Here is a 20,669-nt window from a genome sequence, read left to right on the forward strand (position 1 = left end):
CCTATTACTTCTGCCGGTCAATGCCTCGAAAACGACCTGTTCATAGCCATCTGAGGCATTCGTGCAATCTGCCCTTGCCGACCGGTTGAGCGGCTACCAGAATCCCAGTCAGACCCCGCTCCCCTCACCAGGATAAACGTCATGATGCATGCGGATTTGATTGACCAGGATGACCTGCTGGGCCAACTGCGCTCGCTGGGTTTCGACGTGTCCAGCGGCGCCACCGCCGAACAGGCTTGCGAGTGCGCGGTGCGCGGTTTGAACGAAGCACGGGCCAGGGCGCTCAAGGGCATGGTTGAGCAGATGTACAGCGGCAGTGCGACGATTTTGCCGGCAGTGAGGCAGGCGATCGATAAGCAGTTGTTGCCGGCACTGGTGCAGTTCAGGCAGAACTCTGGCGCCTGATAGATTGCTATCGGGGGCAAGCCCCCTCCCACAGGTTGATGTGTGAACACAGTCAAAGGTGGGAGGGGGTTTGCTCCCGATGCAGACGACTCGGTCTACAGCCGTACGCTGGCAAACGTCGACTCATTACGCGCCTGGCTCAACGCCGACATCGGCCCCGACAACGGTGACAACACCAGCGCCTGCGGAATCGGCATCATCGCCACTTGCTGGGTGGTGTTGGAACCTACACGCTCATCCCGTGGCGGAATGCCGAAGTATTCGCGGTAGCACTTGGAGAAGTGCGGTGTAGAGACAAACCCACACACCGATGCCACTTCGATGATCGACATCGGCGTTTGCTTGAGCAACTGCCGCGCACGGATCAGGCGCAATTTGAGGTAGTAGCGTGACGGCGAACAATGCAGGTATTTCTGGAACAAGCGCTCCAACTGGCGACGGGACACGGCGACGTACACGGCCAGTTCATCCAAGTCGATCGGCTCTTCCAGGTTGGCTTCCATCAGCGCCACGATTTCCTGCAGCTTGGGCTGGTTGGTGCCGAGCATGTGCTTGAGCGGCACCCGCTGGTGATCCTGTTCGTTGCGAATGCGTTCGTACACAAACATCTCGGAGATGGCGGCCGACAGTTCGCGACCGTGATCGCGGCTGATCAGGTGCAGCATCATGTCCAGCGGCGCGGTGCCGCCAGAGCTGGTGAAGCGGTTGCGGTCGAGGGTAAACAGGCGTGTGCTCATGGCCACGCGGGGGAAGGCTTCCTGCATCGACGCCAGGCATTCCCAGTGCACGCTGCAATCAAAACCGTCGAGCAAACCGGCGCAGGCCAGGGCCCAACTGCCCGTGCACACCGCACCCAGACGACGGGACTGGCGCGCCTGGCTTTGCAGCCACGACACATGTTCACGGGTAACGGTGCGCTGGATACCCACGCCGCCGCACACGATCACCGTGTCCAGGGCCGGGGCTTTGTGCATGGAGGCATCGGGGGTGATTTGCAGACCGTCGCTGGCCCACACTTGGTTTCCATCGACGCTCAAGGTCGTCCAGCGGTACAGCTCACGGCCGGACAACTGGTTGGCCATGCGCAGCGGTTCGACTGCGGACGCCAGGGAAATCAGCGTGAAATTGTCCAGCAGCAAAAAGCCGATGGATTGAGGCGCACGGTTCTGGGGTTGAGCCCCTGAGTTGAACGACGTCATCGCGGTATCTCCTCACACAAAGCGGGTGGTGGCCTCAGGCGAGGCTCTTGTTATTGCGCTCAGCCTAAGGAAGGCGACGCTTTGGATTGATAGAGCAAATGCCATGCCTAAAATTGAATGGCCATTCAATAACTCCTGAAAACGACCTGATGACGCGTCTATATAAGCCCGCGCAGGAAGTGCGGGATATGACCTGAAAAGGACGTCAGAGCGAGCCTGCTCAAGCTGTGTGAGCAGTTCGGTAGCACTTGTGGGAAGGCGCTTTGAGGGTGTGGGAAACGTCTGTCACCACACGCACAGGTGACGGGTGGTTGAGAGTAAAATCGTTCGCAAGCTACTTATCTATTTGCGACGCGCCAAAAGGTGGCGCTTTTCGCTCCGGTGCTCACTNTGTAGTGAGCGGGCTTGCCCCGCGCTGGAGTGCGAAGCCGCCCCAAAATCAGGCGACTCGGCTTTACCTGAAACTATGTGGTGCCTTTATTGGGGCGGCTTCGCCCCCCAGCGCGGGGCAAGCCCGCTCACTACACAGTCTTCAACACTCTACTGCGCTGACCGCCAACCCACCCCGCGATGTCTCTTTGTACTTGTCATGCATATCCNGCCCCGGTATCCCGCATGGTGCGGATCACCCGGTCCAGGGAAATAAAGTGCTGGCCGTCGCCACGCAAAGCCATCTGCGCCGCATTGATCGCCTTCACCGCTGCAATGGCATTGCGCTCGATGCACGGCACTTGCACCAGCCCACCCACGGGGTCGCAGGTCAGGCCTAGGTTGTGCTCCAGGCCGATTTCGGCGGCGTTGCACAGTTGCTCCGGCGTGGCGCCAAGGATCTCCGCCAGCCCGGCGGCGGCCATGGCGCAGGCCGAGCCTACCTCCCCTTGGCAGCCGACTTCGGCGCCGGAAATCGAGGCGTTTTTCTTGCACAGGATGCCTACCGCCGCCGCGCCGAGCAGGTAGTCGACCACGTTGGCTTCCGTCACCTCCTCGCTGAATTTCATGAAGTAATGCAGCACCGCCGGAATAATCCCCGCCGCCCCGTTGGTGGGTGCCGTGACCATGCGCCCACCGGCCGCGTTTTCCTCGTTCACCGCCAGGGCGAACAGATTGACCCATTCCATCGCGCTCAAGGTCGAGCCGATCACATTCGGCTTGCCCAACTCCTGCAAACTGCGGTGCAGCTTGGCGGCGCGGCGGCGCACGTTCAGGCCGCCGGGCAGGATGCCTTCGTGCTTGAGGCCCTGCTCCACGCAATCCTGCATGGCGCGCCAGAGCTTCATCAGGCCACTGCGGATTTCTTCTTCCGAGCGCCAGGTTTTTTCGTTGGCCAACATCAATTCGGCCACGCGCAGGTTGTGGGTCTTACACAGCTGCAACAGCTCCACCGCGCTGGAAAAATCATAGGGCAACTCGGTGCGGTCCATATCGGCTACGCCGCTTCGCGCCTGGGCCTCATCCACCACAAAGCCGCCTCCCACCGAATAGTAGGTGTCGCGGTGCAACTCACCGTTATCGTCGTACACCACCAAGGTCATGGCGTTGGGGTGGAAGGGCAGGTTTTCGTCCAGCAGGCGCATGTCACGGGCCCACACGAACGGCACGGGCAAGCGCCCGTCCAGCAGCAGGGTGTCGGTCTCGCGCAGGGTGTGGACCCGCAGGCCGATTTGCGCCGGATCGATCGCGTCCGGCCACTCGCCCATCAGGCCCATGATGGTGGCCGTGTCGCTGCCGTGGCCGATGCCCGTGGCCGACAAGGAACCGTAGAGCTGAACTTCAACGCGCCGAACCTGTTCCAACAGTTCACGTTCACGCAGTGCTTGAACGAACAACGCCGCGGCGCGCATGGGGCCGACGGTGTGAGAACTCGAAGGCCCGATGCCGATCTTGAACAGGTCGAAAACGCTGATAGCCATTGCCGTGAAACTCCTCGGTGAGTACGGGCCAGGCACCAAGGAGCTGCTACGCTCAGATCGCCCAGATGGCGGCATCATCAAGCTTTTATCCGCCCTCACGGCGTCTCACACCGACGTAACCATGCTCACCAGCGTCGCCCGTGCGCAATCACCTGTTTTGGCCGTTTTTGGCGGTGCAGATGGGCAAAAACTGCAGTTTTGCCTTGGGAAAAACCTGTAAGCGACGTCACCGACACTGGATGCGACCCTGCCTGTACTGGATACGACGCCCCCTGTAGGCGTCAGATTTTCACTGGTACATGATCAGTCTCGACTCGTTTGCAAGGCACCGTGCCAGAGCTGTTGTCGCACGCACCAACCGCAACACTTATAAAGCGCGGCGAAGGCCGCCAGAAAAAACACAGGAGTCTAGCCCCATGAAAGCTTCACCCTCGTTGTTGTTGGCCGCCATGCTGAGTCTGCCAGTCCTGGCGCACGCTGCAGAACCGGCACAATGTCAGACCGTCAACTTCTCCGATGTCGGCTGGACCGACATCACCGTCACTACCGCGACCACCAGCGAAGTCCTCAAGGGCCTGGGCTACAAGCCGCGCACCACGATGATTTCGGTACCGGTGACCTACAAGTCCCTGGCCGACGGCAAGAACATGGACATTTTCCTCGGCAACTGGATGCCGACCATGGAAAACGACATCAAGCAGTACCGTGATGCCGGCACCGTGGAAACCGTGCGCGCCAACCTGGAGAACGCCAAGTACACCCTCGCGGTCCCGGAAGCGCTGTACAACAAAGGCCTGAAGGACTTCGCCGATATCGCCAAATTCAAGGATGAGCTGGGCGGCAAGATCTACGGCATCGAGCCGGGCAACGACGGCAACCGCACCATCCAGACCCTCATCGACAAAGACGCCTTCGGCCTGAAAACCGCCGGTTTCAAAGTCGTCGAGTCCAGCGAAGCCGGCATGCTCTCCCAGGTTGAACGTGCCACCAAGCGTGACCAGGCCATCGTGTTCCTCGGCTGGGAACCGCACCCGATGAACACCCGCTTCAAGATGAAGTACCTGACCGGGGGTGACGATTCGTTCGGCCCCAACTACGGCCAGGCGACCATCTACACCAACACCCGCAAGGGCTACACCCAGGAATGCAGCAACGTGGGTCAGTTGCTGAAAAACCTGTCGTTCACCCTGAACATGGAAAGCACCCTGATGGGTAACGTCCTGGACGACAAGATGAAGCCCGACGCCGCCGCCAAGGCTTGGCTGAAGAAGAACCCGCAAGTCCTCGACACTTGGCTCGCCGGTGTCACTACCGTTGACGGCAAACCCGGTCTGGAAGCCGTAAAAGCCTACCTCGACAAGTAACGCAGCTGACCCCGGGCCGGTGCGCTGGCCCGGGATGTTTTCCCCTTCGCATGTGGACATTCACTACCATGCTGACTGAACAGAAAATCCCACTAGGCCAGTACATCGCTGCCTTCGTCGAATGGTTGACCCAACACGGCGCCAACTACTTCGACGCAATCGCATCGACACTGGAAACGATGATCCACGGCGTGACGTTTGCGCTGACCTGGTTCAATCCGCTGGCATTGATCGGTCTGATTGCGCTGCTGGCTCACTTTATTCAACGTAAATGGGGACTGACTGTTTTTGTCATCGCCTCCTTCCTGCTGATCCTGAACCTGGGGTACTGGCAGGAAACCATGGAGACCCTGGCGCAAGTGCTGTTCGCCACCCTGGTCTGCGTGGTGATCGGTGTGCCGCTGGGCATTGTTGCCGCGCACAAGCCGATGTTCTACACCCTGATGCGGCCGGTGCTCGATCTGATGCAGACCGTACCGACCTTCGTCTACCTCATCCCTACCCTGACCCTCTTCGGGTTGGGTGTGGTGCCTGGGCTGATTTCCACGGTGGTGTTCGCGATTGCCGCGCCGATCCGCCTGACCTACCTGGGTATCCGCGATGTACCACAAGAGTTGATGGACGCCGGCAAGGCCTTTGGCTGCTCGCGCCGTCAGTTGCTCTCGCGCATTGAACTGCCCCACGCCATGCCGAGCATCGCCGCCGGCATTACCCAATGCATCATGCTGTCGCTGTCGATGGTGGTAATCGCGGCCCTGGTGGGCGCCGATGGCCTCGGCAAGCCGGTGGTCAACGCACTCAACACCGCCGACATTGCCCTGGGCTTCGAAGCCGGCCTGGCGATCGTGTTGCTGGCCATCATGCTCGACCGCATCTGCAAACAACCCGACGCTAAAGTAGGGGGTGATGCATGAGCATTATCCGATTCGACAATGTCGACGTGATCTTCTCCAAAGACCCACGCGAAGCGCTCAAGCTGCTGGACCAGGGCATGAGCCGTAACGAGATCCTGAAAAAGACCGGGCAGATTGTCGGCGTTGAAAAGGCCAGCCTGGACGTTGAGAAAGGCGAAATCTGCGTGCTGATGGGCCTGTCCGGCTCCGGCAAGTCCAGCCTGCTGCGTTGCATCAACGGCCTCAACACCGTGAGCCGTGGCCAGCTGTTCGTGGAGCATGAAGGGCGCCAGATCGACATCGCGTCCTGCACCCCCGCCGAGCTGAAAATGATGCGCACCAAGCGCATCGCCATGGTGTTCCAGAAGTTCGCCCTGATGCCTTGGCTGACCGTGCGCGAGAACATCAGCTTCGGCCTGGAAATGCAGGGCCGTCCGGAGAAAGATCGGCGCAAGCTGGTGGATGAAAAACTCGAGCTGGTGGGCCTGACCCAATGGCGCAACAAGAAGCCGGACGAGCTTTCCGGCGGCATGCAGCAACGCGTCGGCCTGGCCCGCGCCTTGGCGATGGACGCCGACATCCTGCTGATGGACGAACCGTTCTCCGCGCTCGACCCGCTGATCCGCCAGGGCCTGCAGGATGAGCTGCTGGAACTGCAGCGCAAGCTGAGCAAGACCATCGTGTTCGTGAGCCACGACCTCGATGAAGCGCTGAAACTCGGCAGCCGTATCGCGATCATGAAAGACGGCAAGATCATCCAGTACAGCGTGCCGGAAGAGATCGTGCTGAACCCGGCGGACGACTATGTGCGCACCTTCGTCGCCCATACCAACCCGCTGAACGTACTGTGCGGCCGCAGCCTGATGCGCACGCTGGACAACTGCAAACGCGTGAACGGTTCGGTGTGCCTCGACCCGGGCGGCGATTCGTGGCTGGACCTGGCCGAAGGCAATACCATCCAGGGCGCGCGGCAGAATGGCGTGGTGATGAATTTGCAGAACTGGGCGCCCGGGCAACCGGTGGAAGGACTGGGCCGGGTGCCGACGCTGGTGGACTCGAATATCGGCATGCGTGATGCCTTGCAGATTCGGTATCACACCGGGAACAAGTTGGTGTTGCATGACAACAACCAAGTGGTGGGGATTCTGGGGGACAGCGAGCTGTACCATGCCCTGCTAGGCAAGAACCTGGGCTGACAAACACTGCACATCTCAATGTAGAAGCTGGGTCAATGTGGGAGGGGGCTTGCCCCCGATTGCGGTGTATCAGTAACAGAAGTACTGACTGACACATTGCTATCGGGAGCAAGCCCCCTCCCACATTTAGTTCTGTTTACACATGTGGACCCGGTGGTGTCAGTGAGGACACCACCCGTCTTCACCTATCAGCTATAGACACGGCCAAGGAGCTGCCGATGGCTTTCAAACTGATCGAGCACATCCCGGGTGATCTGTTCCTGGGTGAAGCCCATCAGGTCGTATTCCTGAGGCCCGTTGTGCAAATAGACCTCGGCCCGGTAATAACGCGTGCGTTCTTCCTCAGGCACATCGCTCGGCGCCGACGAATAAGCATCCAGGCTCACTTCATAAACGAAGGGGTTGCCCTCTTCCATCTCGATGCGCACACCGATACAACGCTTGGACTTGCCCAACAGCGTCTGCACTTCCAACCCCAGGTCACGCAACGCGACCGCAGCCTCTTCCAGCGCCGGCGTGACGTGCTTGTCCATAAAGCGCTGCACGGTGCCTTGGCTCGGCTGCAGGTCCAGCGCGGTCAAACGCTCGCTGAAACCACGACGCCCGCGTTCGGCCAATTGCGCCTGCTCCTGTTCGATCGCCACATCCTGGCGCATGGCCTTGTGCAAACCGAACATGAAGAAGATCAGCACCACCGAGAACGGCAGCCCCGCCAGCACCACCATGGTTTGCATGGCCTCGAAGTTGCCGGCAAACAGCAAGCCGATGGTCACCAGGGTGATCACCGCCGACCAGAAGATCCGCAGCCAGTGCGGCGCATCTTCGTCCACATTGCCGCCTTTGCACGAAAGGTTGGCCATCATCACCGCACCGGAATCCGCCGGCGTCAGGAACAGCACAAAGCCCACGAAGATCGACACACCGATGACGATTTTCGACGCCGGGTAGTGCTCAAGCAGTTGGTAGATGGCCATGGACGGCTGTTCCAGCGCCGTCTTGCCCAGCTCTACCGCACCGTGGTTGAGCACCAGGTCCAGCGCCGAGTTACCGAAGATCGACAACCACGCCAGGGTGAAGCCCAGCGGGATCAGCAGCACGCCGGCCACCAATTCACGCACGGTGCGACCACGGGAAATACGCGCGATGAACATGCCCACGAATGGCGCCCAGGAAATCCACCAGGCCCAGTAGAACAGGGTCCACAGGCCCATCCAGCGCTCGGTCTTGTCGGCGTCGCCTTCGTACACGTAGAGGTCGAAGGTTTTCAGGATGATGCCGTTGAGGTAGTCACCGGTGTTCTGCACCAGGCCGTTGAGCAAATGCAGGGTCGGCCCGAACAGCAGTACGAAGATCAGCAATCCGCTGAACAGCACGATGTTGAGGTTGGACAGGCGGCGAATACCGTTCTCCACACCCGACACGGCAGCGATGGTCGCCACGGTGCTCATCACGATGATCACGATCAGCAGGTTGGTGTTGCTGTGCTGCATGCCGAACAGGTTTTCCAACCCGGACGACACTTGCATCGAGCCGATCCCCAGGTTGGTCACCAGGCCGAGCAGGGTCACGAACATGCCGAAGCCATCCACCGCATGGCCGGCCGCGCCTTTCACCCAACGCTCGCCTACCAGCGGGTACAGCGCCGAACGCAGGGCCAGCGGCTGGTTATGGCGGTACGCGAAGTACGCCACGGCCAGGCCGACCAGTGCATAGATCGCCCAGCCGTGCAGGCCCCAGTGCAGGAAGGTCAGTTGCAACGCCTGGCGGGCGGCGCCATTGCTGGCGGCGGCGCCTTCGGGCGGGTTGAAGTAGTGGTCCAGCGGCTCGGAGGCACCGAAGTACAGCAGCGAAATGCCGATGCCCGACGAGAACAACATGCCGGCCCAGGCGCCGTAGCTGAAGTCCGGGGTGTCGTCCTTACTGCCCAGTTTCAACTTGCCGTAGGACGAAAACGCCAGGCCGACCACGAACACCAGGTAGGCGGCGATGACCACCATGTAGTACCAGCCGAAGCTTTTAGACAGCCAGGCCTGGGCGACGCCGAGCATGCGCCCGGCCTCCTGCGGGGCGATGATCAGGATGGCGGTCAACAACAGAATCAGCGCGGTGGAGGTGTAGAACACCCAACCGTTGACCCGCACCTTTTCCGGCGGGGTCTTTATAAGAGAGGCAGAACTCATGGCGCAGATGCTCCAGGCAGTGCGAGAGAGAAACACAAGGCAACGGTTATCCCGGGACATCGATTTTTCGGCAGTCGACGGACGGGTGTTATAAAGACACCCCGAAAATTCCTGAACCCGCCGAAACGGTGGGCAGGCCCTGATACGGCCTGTTTCAAGGGTTTTTGCAGGTGTCAGATGTCACGGCCCACACGTAGGAAATACCTGTAGGCAGCGACCATTTGTCGCAGAGCTTATTCTTTGTTGATTGAACGTTCAATCAAAACAAAATAGACTGGCCACCAAGTCGACGAACGTTCATCGCCCGTCGCAGGCCTAAGGAGAGGTGCTACATGCCCAAGGTCGGTATGCAACCCATACGCCGCCAGCAGTTGATCGAAGCCACCCTGACGGCCATCGATCAGGTCGGGATGGGCGATGCCAGCATTGCGCTGATCGCCCGTTTGGCCGGTGTCTCGAACGGCATCATCAGTCACTACTTCAAGGACAAGAACGGCCTTATTGCAGCGACGATGCGCTATTTGATGAACGCATTGATCGATAACGTCCACGAACGCCGGCTGGCGCTTACGGACGACAGCCCACGGGCACATCTTCAGGTGATCATCGAGGGCAACTTCGACGCCAGCCAGGTCAACGGACCGGCAATGAAAACCTGGCTGGCCTTCTGGGCCACCAGCATGCATCACCCGTCATTGCACAGGTTGCAGCGGATCAACGATCAACGTCTGTATTCCAACCTGTGCTGCCAGTTCCGCCGAGTGCTGCCGCTGCCGCACGCACGCAAAGCAGCCCGAGGCCTGGCGGCCCTGATCGACGGTTTATGGTTGCGCGGCGCCCTGTCGGGAGACGCTTTCGACACGGCGCAGGCGCAACGGATCGCTTACGAATACATGGATTTCCAATTGGCCAAGCAGGTGAGTTAGAGCACTTATAAACGCTCAACCCCTGAACGTCTGCCGCTCAGTGTTGCCACACCCTCATGGCCCACTTTTCGGCGGGTAACGCCAACCACTTATGCACTTGCGAGGACTTTATGGCCCGTTTCGACCTGCAAAAACTCTACATTGACGGCGGCTACAGCGACGCTGGCAGCGATGCCACCTTCGAAGCCATCAACCCGGCTAACGGTGAAGTTCTCGCCCAAGTGCAACGCGCAACGAAAGAAGACGTTGAACGTGCCGTGGTCAGCGCTGAAAAAGGCCAGAAAATCTGGGCCGCCATGACCGCCATGGAGCGTTCGCGCATCCTGCGCCGTGCCGTCGACATCCTGCGCGAGCGCAACGACGAACTGGCCGCTCTGGAAACCCTGGACACCGGTAAAGCCTTCTCCGAAACCCAATACGTCGACGTCGTCACCGGCGCCGATGTACTGGAATACTACGCAGGCCTGGTACCGGCCATCGAAGGCGAGCAGATCCCACTGCGCGACACCTCTTTCGTCTACACCCGCCGCGAGCCGTTGGGCGTGGTCGCCGGTATCGGCGCGTGGAACTACCCGATCCAGATCGCCCTGTGGAAATCTGCGCCGGCCCTGGCCGCCGGTAACGCGATGATCTTCAAGCCCAGCGAAGTCACCTCGCTGACCACCCTGAAACTGGCCGAGATCTACACCGAAGCCGGCGTTCCGGCTGGCGTGTTCAACGTGCTGACCGGCAGCGGCCGTGAAGTCGGCACCTGGCTGACCGAGCACCCGCGCATCGAGAAAGTCTCGTTCACCGGCGGCACCGACACCGGCAAGAAAGTCATGGCCAGCGCTTCCAGCTCCTCGCTGAAAGAAGTGACCATGGAACTGGGCGGCAAGTCGCCGCTGATCGTGTTCGAAGACGCCGACCTGGATCGTGCCGCCGACATCGCGATGATGGCCAACTTCTACAGCTCCGGCCAAGTCTGCACCAACGGCACCCGTGTGTTCGTGCCTAAGCACTTGCAGGCGGCTTTCGAAGCCAAGATCGTTGAGCGTGTTGCCCGTATCCGCGTTGGCGACCCGCAAGACGAAAACACCAACTTCGGCCCGCTGGTCAGCTTCGCCCACATGGAAAGCGTGCTCGGCTACATCGCCAAAGGTAAAGAGCAAGGCGCACGCCTGCTGTGCGGCGGCGACCGCCTGACCGACGGCGACTTCGCCAAAGGCGCCTACGTGGCCCCAACGGTGTTCACCGACTGCACCGACGAGATGACCATCGTCCGTGAAGAAATCTTCGGCCCAGTGATGAGCATCCTCACTTACGAGACCGAAGAAGAAGTGATCCGCCGCGCCAACGACACCGACTTCGGCTTGGCTGCCGGCCTGGTAACCAAGGACCTGAACCGCGCCCACCGCGTGATTCATCAGTTGGAAGCGGGCATCTGCTGGATCAACGCCTGGGGCGAGTCCGACGCGAAGATGCCGGTCGGCGGCTACAAGCAATCGGGTGTTGGCCGTGAGAACGGCATCAGCTCGCTGAACAACTTCACCCGCATCAAATCGGTACAGGTTGAGCTGGGCGACTACGCCTCGGTGTTCTAAGACTCGAGATTTGTATCGCCTTTGAGGCCGCCATCGGGGGAAAGCCCCCTCCCACCTTTGACTGTGTAAACCCGATCAAATGTGGGAGGGGGCTTGCTCCCGATGAGGCCCGACCTGACCACACTTCAAAGAGGGTGCATTTATGTCCCAAGAATACGATTACATCATTGTGGGTGCCGGCTCCGCCGGTAACACCCTGGCGACCCGTCTGACCGAAGACGAAGGCGTCACCGTCCTGCTGCTGGAAGCCGGCGGCCCCGACTACCGTCTCGACTTCCGTACCCAGATGCCCGCTGCCCTGGCCTTCCCGCTGCAGGGCCGCCGCTACAACTGGGCCTACGAGACCGATCCAGAGCCCCACATGGACGGCCGCCGGATGGAATGCGGTCGCGGCAAGGGCCTGGGTGGCTCTTCCCTGATCAACGGCATGTGCTACATCCGTGGCAACGCCATGGACTACGACAACTGGGCAAAACTTCCAGGGCTTGAAAACTGGACGTACCTGGACTGCCTGCCCTATTTCAGAAAAGCTGAAACCCGCGACATCGGCCCGAACGACTACCACGGTGGCGAAGGCCCGGTCAGCGTGACCACGCCAAAAGCCGGCAACAACCCGCTGTTCCACGCCATGGTCGAAGCCGGCGTGCAGGCCGGTTACCCGCGCACCGAAGACCTGAACGGCTACCAGCAAGAAGGCTTCGGCCCGATGGACCGTACCGTGACCAAAAATGGCCGTCGCGCCAGCACTGCACGCGGTTACCTCGACACGGCGAAGAAGCGCTCGACCCTGACCATCGTCACCCACGCGCTCACGGACAAAGTGTTGTTCGAAGGCAAGCGTGCCGTTGGCGTGCGTTACCTGATCGGCGCCGCCGAAGAGCGCGTTGAAGCCCGTGCCCGCAAAGAAGTGCTGGTGTGCAGCGGCGCGATCGCCTCGCCGCAACTGCTGCAACGCTCCGGCGTCGGCCCGGCCAAATTGCTGGAAAGTCTCGACATCCCCGTGGTCCACGACCTGCCGGGCGTCGGCGAGAACCTGCAGGACCACCTTGAGCTGTACCTGCAATACGCCTGCACCCAACCGGTGTCGCTGTACCCCTCGCTGCTCTGGTACAACCAGCCGGCGATCGGTGCCGAGTGGCTGTTCAACGGCACCGGCATTGGCGCCAGCAACCAGTTCGAAGCCGGGGGTTTCATCCGCTCGCGTCCGGAATTCGATTGGCCGAACATCCAGTACCACTTCCTGCCGGTGGCGATTAACTACAACGGCAGCAACGGTGTGAAAGAGCACGGTTTCCAGGCGCACATGGGCTCCATGCGTTCACCAAGCCGTGGCCGCGTGCAACTGAAGTCGAAGAACCCACGGGACTACCCGAGCATCCTCTTCAACTACATGGCCACTGAGCAAGACTGGCAGGAATTCCGCGATGGCATCCGCCTGACCCGTGAAATCATGCAGCAGCCGGCACTGGACCCGTACCGTGGTCGCGAAATCAGCCCTGGTATTGACGTGCAAACCGATGAGCAACTCGACAAGTTCATCCGCGAACACGCCGAAACCGCGTTCCACCCGTCCTGTTCGTGCAAGATGGGCACCGACGAGATGGCGGTTGTCGACGGTGAAGGCCGCGTGCATGGCATGCAGGGTCTGCGTGTGGTCGATGCGTCGATCATGCCGATCATTACCACCGGCAACCTGAACGCGCCGACGATCATGATCGCCGAGAAAATCGCCGACAAGATCCGCGGCCGCCAGCCTCTGCCGCGCAGCACCGCCGACTACTACGTGGCAGGCGATGCGCCAGTGCGTGGCAAGCCGCTGCGTGAAGTAGGCCCGACCGCTCAGTAACTGAAACACCTTTGTAGTGAGCGGGCTTGCCCCGCGCTGGAGTGCGAAGCGCTCCCAAGATGTTGGGGCCGCTGCGCAGCCCAGCGCGGGGCAAGCCCGCTCACTACAATGATCCGCTTTCCTTGATCAGCTTCCAGCCCAGGCCTACTCTGTTTGCCTGCCCGCGCTGAGCCCCCCACAAGGAAGGCCCCATGTTCGACCACCACGCCACACTCAAAAAGCACTTCAGTGCCCTGCGCACCCGCGCCGAATTTTTCTCGCTGCGTTATGTACGCGAATCCGGCCACTACCTGGCCGTACGCAAGAACGTCGCCGAACCGCCACACCTGAACCACGACGAGGGCGCCATGCTCACGGTGCGTGTCAACGGGGTGGAAGCCTACGCCGCGACCCACGACATTTCCCTTTCCGGCCTGCAAGCCGCCCTTGAGCGTGCCGAACAGCAAGCCCGGTTGATCAAGCCCCACGCCCTGCTCGACCTGCGCGACCAACACGTTTCCAGCGACGTCGCGGACTACCTGTCACCCGACCTCGACCAGCCCTTTGCGTCCCTGAGCGATTGCTACCAACTGCTGGGGAGCGAGTCGGCCGCCGTCCCCCGGGACGAACGCCTGGTGAACTGGGAAGTCAGCCTTGGCCTGACCCACGTCGAGCAGATCTACCTCAACAACGCAGGCGCCGAACTGCGCCAGGCCCAGCGCTTTGTATTCCCCGGCGTCAACGTCACGGCCTATGACGGCAACGACAGCCAGTCGCGCACGCTCGGCGGCAGCAACTTCGGCCAGCAAGGTGGCTTCGACGTGATCAGCCGCTTCGGCCTGATCGGCGCCGCGCCGCGTATTGCCGACGAAGCCCTGCAACTGCTGCTGGCACCCAACACGCCCCAGGGCCCGCGTGACCTGCTGCTGATGCCCGACCAGATGATCCTGCAGATCCACGAATCCATCGGCCATCCGCTGGAACTCGACCGCATCCTCGGCGATGAGCGCAATTACGCCGGCACCAGTTTCGTCAAGGCCAGCGACTTCGGCCACCTGCAATATGGCTCCACGCTGCTCAACGTGACCTTCGACCCGGACATCCCCGAACAACTCGCCAGCTACAGCCATGACGACGACGGCACCCGCGCCAGCAAACAGTTCCTGATCCGCGAAGGGCTGCTACTCAAACCGCTGGGTGGAGCGTTGTCGCAGTTCCGCGCCGGCATGGGCGGCGTCGCCAACAGTCGCGCGTGCAGCTGGAACCGCCCGCCGATCGACCGCATGGCCAACCTGAATATCGAACCCGGCGACCAGAGCCTGACGCAACTGATCGGCGGCATCGAGCACGGTATCTTGATGTCGACCAACCGCTCTTGGTCCATCGACGACGCGCGCAACAAATTCCAATTCGGCTGCGAATGGGGCCAACTGATCGAAAACGGCGAACTCAAAGGCGTGGTGAAAAACCCCAACTACCGGGCCATTTCCGCGCAGTTCTGGCGCAAGCTCAGCGCCGTCGGCGACGCCAGCACGTTCAAGGTCCTGGGGACGCCGAACTGCGGCAAGGGCGAACCCAACCAGGTGATCCGCGTGGGCCATGCCTCGCCTGCCTGTGTATTCAGTGATGTCGATGTATTTGGGGGAGATGCCTGATGAACAACTTCAAGGCACTGGTGGATTGGCTCAAGCACGCCATCACCGACGGTGAACGCTTCCATCTGGGCTACGCGGATGAGTCGTCCGAGTTCGTGCGCTTCAACCACGCACACGTGCGTCAGGCCGGACAGGTGCAACAGGCCAGCCTCACGCTGAAACTGATCAACGACGGCCGTCATGCCGACCTGGGTATCACCCTGGGCGGCCAACCGGAAGTCGACCGCCAACGCCTCGCCGAGGGCCTGCAACAGTTGCGCGAAACCTTGCCGCTGCTGCCGCAGGACCCGTACCTGCTGCTGAACCATAACGCCTGGCAAAGCCACAACGAACAGGCCCGCCCCCTGCCCGACCTGGCCCTGGTGTTGGAAGACATCAGCCGCGCCGCGCAAGGCGTGGACCTGGCCGGTTTCTACGCCGCCGGGCCGATCAGCCGTGGTTTTGCCAGCTCCGACGGCGCCTTTGGCTGGCATCAGGCGAACAGCTTCAACTTCGACTTCAGCCTGTTCCATGCCAATGGCGAGGCCGTTAAAGCCAGCTACGCCGGTGACCAATGGGACAGTGCCGAATTCGCCCGTCGCTTCCAACTCGCCCGTGAACAGCTGGAATTCCTTGGCCGCCCGCTGCACAAGCTGGCACCTGGGCAATACCGCGCCTACCTCGCGCCGGCGGCACTGGAAGAAATCATCAGCATCATCACCTGGGGTGGGTTTTCCGCCCAGGCCATCGCCAGCAAAGGCAGCTCGCTGCAAAAACTGTATGCCGGTGAACAGTCCCTGAGCCCGTTGGTGACGGTGAAAGAGCAGATCAGCGGCTCATTGAGCCAGGCGTTTTCCACCGAAGGCTACCCACGGGGCGATGTCACGCTGATCAGCGCCGGCAAAGCCGACGGCCAATTGGTGAACTCACGCAGCGCCGCCGAATACGGCCTCAGCGCCAACGGCGCCAGCCGTGATGAATCGCCCAGCGCCCTGCAAATAGCGGCGGGCAACCTGGCCCAGGCCGACATCCTCAAACGGTTGGGCACCGGGCTGTACATCAGCAACCTGTGGTACCTGAACTACTCCGACCTCCCGGCGGCGCGCCTTACCGGCATGACACGCTTCGCCACCTTCTGGGTGGAAGACGGCGAGATCAAAGCGCCGGTCAGCACCATGCGCTTTGATGACAGCGTCTACCAACTGCTGGGGTCGCAGTTGGAAGCGCTGACAGCGGATCGGGAACTGCTGCTGTCGGCCAGTACTTACAGCCAGCGCAACACGGCCTCCAACCTGCTGCCGGGCGCCCTGGTCAAACGCCTGACCCTCACCCTTTAAACACAGCAGGTCCCTGTGGGAGGGGGCTTGCTCCCGATAGCGGTGTGTCAGCCACAGATAAGTTGACTGATACACCGCAATCGGGAGCAAGCCTCCTCCCACATTGTTTCGTACTGGGTTCATACACCTTCGCTTTACACTTTCCTACGGTCAATTCTCGGCAGCTCAGTCTGCACGGGCAGCCTGTTGTCGCCTGCAAAAAACCTCGTTATAACAGTTGGTGGCGTCCCGCCACTCCCCCCCACGAGAGCACGACCTTGCCCGGGAAGGGCAAGCTGGAGCGTTGACATGAACCATGGAAGTTTTGTCATTGAAAAGCTGTTCAAGCACTACAACGTTCATGTTGAGCAGCTGGGAAACAATCCGCAAAGAAAGACCGTGCTGATGGTCAATGGCGCGCTGTCCACCACACGCTCCTTTGCCCGCACCAGCAAATGCCTGGCCGAGCATTTCAATGTGTTGCTGTTCGACCTGCCGTTCTCCGGCTATTCCCGCGAACACAACGCTGACCTGGACCTGGTCACGAAGGACGACGAAGTGCAAATCCTGCGCGCCCTGGTGGAGCGCTTCCAGGTCAACCATCTGGTGTCGGCGTCGTGGGGCGGTATCTCGACCCTGCTGACCCTGGCGCATAACCCTCCCTCCATTGAAAGCTCGGTGGTGATGGCCCTGGCGCCCAACCTCAACCAGGCGATGCTCGACTATGTGGAGCGCGTACGCGTGCTGATCGAAGCGGATGACAAATCCGCCGTCGGCCACTTGCTCAACGAGACCGTGGGCAAATACCTGTCATCCCGGCTCAAGCGCAACAACCATCGGCACCTGTCGACCATGGCCACCACCGAATACCGCCAGGCGCGTTTTCATATCCACCAGGTGCTGGCGTTGGGCGATGGCAACTACCTGCCGGCACTCAAGCAGATTGAAACACCGGTGCACTTTCTCAACGGTGCACTGGACGAATACACCCCGGCCGCCGAGGCAAAGGTGTTCCAGCAATACGTGGGGCGCAGCAGCTTTGCCGTGGCCGAACATACCGGCCACTTGCTCGACCTGGAGTCCCGCGAGGCCGCGCTGGCGGTACACCGGGCGCTGTTGGATTTCCTGGTGGGTGAGCACGCCGCGTTGTCGGATTTAGACGAATCGCCAGTGGGAAAAGGAGCGACGGATGGCGCATAATCGCCAACACATAGCCTGCTAACAAAAAGGTTTTCCATGCCGAATCGCGTCCCGCTCGATGCCAAGACCGCCCGCTGGCTCCCCTGGGTGGTCGCGATTGCCTTCTTCATGCAGTCGCTGGACGGGACGATCCTCAACACGGCATTGCCGGCCATGGCCCGGGACCTCGCGGAAAACCCGCTGCGCATGCAAGGGGTGGTGATCGCGTACATGCTCACCGTCGCCTTGCTGATCCCGGCCTCGGGCTGGATCGCCGACCGCTTCGGCACCAAGAAAATCTTCTTTGGCGCAATCATGCTGTTCAGCATTGGCTCGCTGCTGTGCGCCTTGTCCAGCAGCTTGACCATGCTGGTGGGCGCACGGGTGATCCAAGGGTTGGGCGGCGCGCTGATGCTGCCGGTGGGACGACTGGTGGTGCTGCGTGCCTACCCCCGCTCCGAGCTGGTGCGCATCATGGGCTTCATCACCATCCCCGGCCTGCTCGGCCCGTTGCTCGGCCCGACGATGGGCGGCTGGATGGTGCAATACCTGACCTGGCACTGGATCTTCCTGATCAACCTGCCGGTGGGCATGGTCGGTTGTTATGCCGTGTGGAAACTGATCCCCGACCTGCGGGGCAGTGAACGCACGCGCTTCGACGGTATCGGTTTTCTGCTGTTTGGCGCGGCGATGGTGCTGATCACCATCGCCATGGAAGGCCTGGGCGAACTGCACCTGCCGCACCTGCGGGTGATGTTGTTGCTGTTCGGTGGGCTGGCGTGCCTGGCGGCGTATTGGCTACGCGCCGGGCATATCGACAACCCGTTGTTTTCGCCGGTGCTGTTCAAGACGCGCACCTTCGCCGTGGGCATTCTGGGTAACCTGTTCGCACGCCTGGGCAGCGGCGCACTGCCGTTCCTGGTGCCGCTGCTGCTGCAGGTCGCGCTGGGTTACTCGCCGTCCGAAGCGGGCATGAGCATGTTGCCCCTGGCCGCCGCGGCGATGTTTGCCAAATCCATCGCCCGCACGCTGATCGAACGCCTCGGCTACCGCATCGTGCTCACCGGCAACACCCTGGCGCTGGGCATCATGCTCGCCAGCATGGGCCTGGTCAGCGAGCACACGCCCTACCCGCTGCTGTTGTGCATGCTGGCGGTACTGGGGGCGATCAACTCCCTGCAATTTACCGCGATGAACACCGTCACCCTGATCGACCTCGATGATGCTCAGGCCAGCAGCGGCAACAGTTTGCTCTCGGTGGTGGCGCAATTGTCGCTGAGCCTCGGGGTGGCGTGCGCCGGTGCACTGCTGGGCGGATTTACCGCCGAAACGGGCAATGACGGGGTAGAAAGCGTGCTTGGCGCGTTCCAGTTGACCTTCCTCACTGTAGGCATCATGGCGATGCTGGCGGCGGCGATCTTCCTGCAACTGTCGCCAAAAGACGGCAAACGTGTGGTCAGCCGTGAGCACGACATTGAGCACTGACAGGCTTCTCGTCTAGAACTTGCAGGGAAATTCCCACGAGACTGGTACACTGCGCGACATTTTGTTTTGCAGAGCCAGTCCCGTGACTACCATCGCCACCGCTTTTAATACTTTGCCCCTGTCCGCCGCCATGCTGGCTAACCTCGACTCGCTGGGTTATGTCGAGATGACGCAGATCCAGGCGCAAAGCTTGCCGGTGATCCTCAAAGGGCTGGACCTGATTGCGCAGGCCAAGACCGGCAGCGGCAAGACCGCTGCGTTCGGCATCGGCCTGTTGAACCCGATCAACCCGCGCTACTTCGGCTGCCAGGCCCTGGTCATGTGCCCGACCCGTGAGCTGGCCGACCAGGTCGCCAAGGAAATCCGTCGCCTGGCCCGCGCCGAAGACAACATCAAGGTGCTGACCCTGTGCGGCGGCGTGTCCCTCGGCCCGCAGATCGCCTCCCTGGAACACGGTGCCCACGTCATCGTCGGCACGCCGGGCCGTATCCAGCAGCACCTGCGCAAAGGTTCGCTGGTGCTGGATGGCCTGAACACGCTGATCCTCGACGAAGCCGACCGCATGCTCGACATGGGCTTCTACGACGCCATCGAAGACATCATCAGCAAGACCCCGCCGCGCCGCCAGACCCTGCTGTTCTCGGCCACCTACCCGGTGAGCATCAAACAGCTGGCCTCGAAGTTCATGCGCGCGCCGCAGCAAGTGAAGGCCGAAGCGTTCCACTCCGATGACCAGATCGAGCAGCGTTTCTACGAAATCTCGCCGGAAGAGCGCATGGAAGCCGTGACCAAGGTCCTGGCGCACTTCCGCCCGGCCTCCTGCGTCGCCTTCTGCTTCACCAAGCAGCAAGTGCAGGAAACCGTGGATCACCTGACCGCCAAGGGTATTTCCGCCGTCGGCCTGCATGGTGACCTGGAACAGCGCGACCGTGACCAGGTACTGGCGATGTTCGCCAACCGCAGCACGTCCGTGCTGGTGGCCACCGACGTCGCCGCCCGTGGCTTGGACATCGACTCGCTGGACATGGTGATCAACGTCGAACTGGCCCGCGATTCGGAAATCCACATCCACCGCGTCGGCCGTACCGGTCGTGCCGGTGAGACCGGGATTGCCATCAGCCTGGTCGCCCCGTCCGAAGCACACCGCGCCCAGGCCATCGAGCAACTGCAGAAGTCGCCGCTGAACTGGGACCAACTGGACAACCTCAAGCCGCAAAGCGGTGGCCCGCTGCTGCCGCAGATGAGCACCTTGTGCATCGCTGCCGGGCGTAAAGACAAGGTTCGTCCGGGCGATATCCTCGGCGCCCTGACCGGTGAAGCCGGTATCCCAGGCGCCCAGGTCGGCAAGATCGCGATCTTTGACTTCCAGGCGTTCGTGGCCGTGGAACGCGGGATCGCCAAGCAGGCGTTGCAGCGTTTGAACGACGGCAAGATCAAAGGCCGGTCGTTGCGCGTGCGGATCCTGTAAATATCTCCGATTCAATGGAGATCTAATGTGGGGGCTGGCTTGCTGTGGTGAGCGGGCTTGCCCCACGCTGGGTTGCGAAGCAGCCCCAAAATTTTGGGAGCGCTAC

At 61.3% G+C, this 20,669-nt stretch carries 15 protein-coding genes and 1 pseudogene; 13 read left to right on the forward strand and 3 right to left on the reverse strand.

The window, feature by feature from the left end; translation table 11 throughout:
* Positions 1–141: 141 nt before the first annotated feature.
* Complete coding sequence (locus AO064_RS18795; RefSeq protein WP_015886268.1) at positions 142–405, forward strand: hypothetical protein; 264 nt, start codon at positions 142–144, stop codon at positions 403–405.
* Positions 406–500: 95 nt separating this feature from the next.
* On the opposite strand, the gene gbdR is transcribed toward AO064_RS18795, so the two are convergent.
* Positions 501–1,604 carry a choline metabolism transcriptional regulator GbdR gene (gene gbdR, locus AO064_RS18800; protein WP_005792167.1) on the reverse strand — a complete coding sequence of 368 codons (1,104 nt, stop codon included), beginning with the start codon at positions 1,602–1,604 and terminating at the stop codon, positions 501–503.
* 532 nt (positions 1,605–2,136) lie between these two features.
* Positions 2,137–3,514, reverse strand: a pseudogene (locus tag AO064_RS18805) (L-serine ammonia-lyase).
* A 4-nt stretch (positions 3,515–3,518) separates the two neighbouring features.
* On the opposite strand from AO064_RS18805, the gene AO064_RS18810 reads away from it, so the two are divergent.
* The 4 genes from AO064_RS18810 to choV all read left to right on the forward strand — a co-directional run bounded on the left by AO064_RS18810 (position 3,519) and on the right by choV (position 6,967).
* Positions 3,519–3,734: a hypothetical protein gene (locus tag AO064_RS18810; protein ID WP_064054283.1), complete on the forward strand. Its 216-nt coding sequence runs from the start codon at positions 3,519–3,521 to the stop codon at positions 3,732–3,734.
* A gap of 196 nt (positions 3,735–3,930) precedes the next feature.
* The gene (locus tag AO064_RS18815) at positions 3,931–4,878 is read left to right on the forward strand and encodes a choline ABC transporter substrate-binding protein (RefSeq protein WP_015886270.1); all 948 of its coding nucleotides are present in this window, start codon (positions 3,931–3,933) and stop codon (positions 4,876–4,878) included.
* A gap of 68 nt (positions 4,879–4,946) precedes the next feature.
* On the forward strand, positions 4,947–5,792 hold the full coding sequence (gene choW, locus AO064_RS18820) for a choline ABC transporter permease subunit (RefSeq protein WP_015886271.1): 846 nt from the start codon (positions 4,947–4,949) through the stop codon (positions 5,790–5,792).
* Positions 5,789–6,967: a choline ABC transporter ATP-binding protein gene (gene choV / locus AO064_RS18825; RefSeq protein ID WP_015886272.1), complete on the forward strand. Its 1,179-nt coding sequence runs from the start codon at positions 5,789–5,791 to the stop codon at positions 6,965–6,967. The genes choW and choV overlap by 4 nt, the downstream gene beginning before the upstream one ends.
* A gap of 188 nt (positions 6,968–7,155) precedes the next feature.
* On the opposite strand, the gene AO064_RS18830 is transcribed toward choV, so the two are convergent.
* Positions 7,156–9,090, reverse strand: a complete 1,935-nt coding sequence (locus tag AO064_RS18830; protein WP_236381388.1) for a BCCT family transporter — start codon at positions 9,088–9,090, stop codon at positions 7,156–7,158.
* A 389-nt stretch (positions 9,091–9,479) separates the two neighbouring features.
* Here AO064_RS18830 and betI point away from each other — a divergent pair, with 389 nt between their 5' ends.
* The 8 genes from betI (at position 9,480) to dbpA (ending at position 20,563) form a co-directional block, all read left to right on the forward strand.
* A complete protein-coding gene (gene betI, locus AO064_RS18835) occupies positions 9,480–10,073 on the forward strand; it encodes a transcriptional regulator BetI (RefSeq protein WP_015886274.1) in 594 nt (197 codons plus the stop codon).
* Between the two features lie 110 nt (positions 10,074–10,183).
* The gene (gene betB, locus AO064_RS18840; RefSeq protein ID WP_015886275.1) at positions 10,184–11,656 is read left to right on the forward strand and encodes a betaine-aldehyde dehydrogenase; all 1,473 of its coding nucleotides are present in this window, start codon (positions 10,184–10,186) and stop codon (positions 11,654–11,656) included.
* Between the two features lie 142 nt (positions 11,657–11,798).
* Positions 11,799–13,502 carry a choline dehydrogenase gene (gene betA / locus AO064_RS18845; protein ID WP_064054285.1) on the forward strand — a complete coding sequence of 568 codons (1,704 nt, stop codon included), beginning with the start codon at positions 11,799–11,801 and terminating at the stop codon, positions 13,500–13,502.
* 191 nt (positions 13,503–13,693) lie between these two features.
* Positions 13,694–15,136, forward strand: a complete 1,443-nt coding sequence (locus AO064_RS18850; protein WP_064054286.1) for a TldD/PmbA family protein — start codon at positions 13,694–13,696, stop codon at positions 15,134–15,136.
* On the forward strand, positions 15,136–16,452 hold the full coding sequence (locus AO064_RS18855; RefSeq protein WP_064054287.1) for a TldD/PmbA family protein: 1,317 nt from the start codon (positions 15,136–15,138) through the stop codon (positions 16,450–16,452). The genes AO064_RS18850 and AO064_RS18855 overlap by 1 nt, the downstream gene beginning before the upstream one ends.
* Before the next feature lie 288 nt (positions 16,453–16,740).
* Positions 16,741–17,631: an alpha/beta fold hydrolase gene (locus AO064_RS18860; protein ID WP_064054288.1), complete on the forward strand. Its 891-nt coding sequence runs from the start codon at positions 16,741–16,743 to the stop codon at positions 17,629–17,631.
* 36 nt (positions 17,632–17,667) lie between these two features.
* The gene (gene mdtD, locus AO064_RS18865; protein WP_015886280.1) at positions 17,668–19,095 is read left to right on the forward strand and encodes a multidrug transporter subunit MdtD; all 1,428 of its coding nucleotides are present in this window, start codon (positions 17,668–17,670) and stop codon (positions 19,093–19,095) included.
* A 130-nt stretch (positions 19,096–19,225) separates the two neighbouring features.
* A complete protein-coding gene (dbpA, locus tag AO064_RS18870; RefSeq protein ID WP_231809651.1) occupies positions 19,226–20,563 on the forward strand; it encodes an ATP-dependent RNA helicase DbpA in 1,338 nt (445 codons plus the stop codon).
* Positions 20,564–20,669: the final 106 nt, after the last annotated feature.

This window comes from Pseudomonas marginalis (assembly GCF_001645105.1).
Classification (GTDB): domain Bacteria; phylum Pseudomonadota; class Gammaproteobacteria; order Pseudomonadales; family Pseudomonadaceae; genus Aquipseudomonas; species Aquipseudomonas petroselini.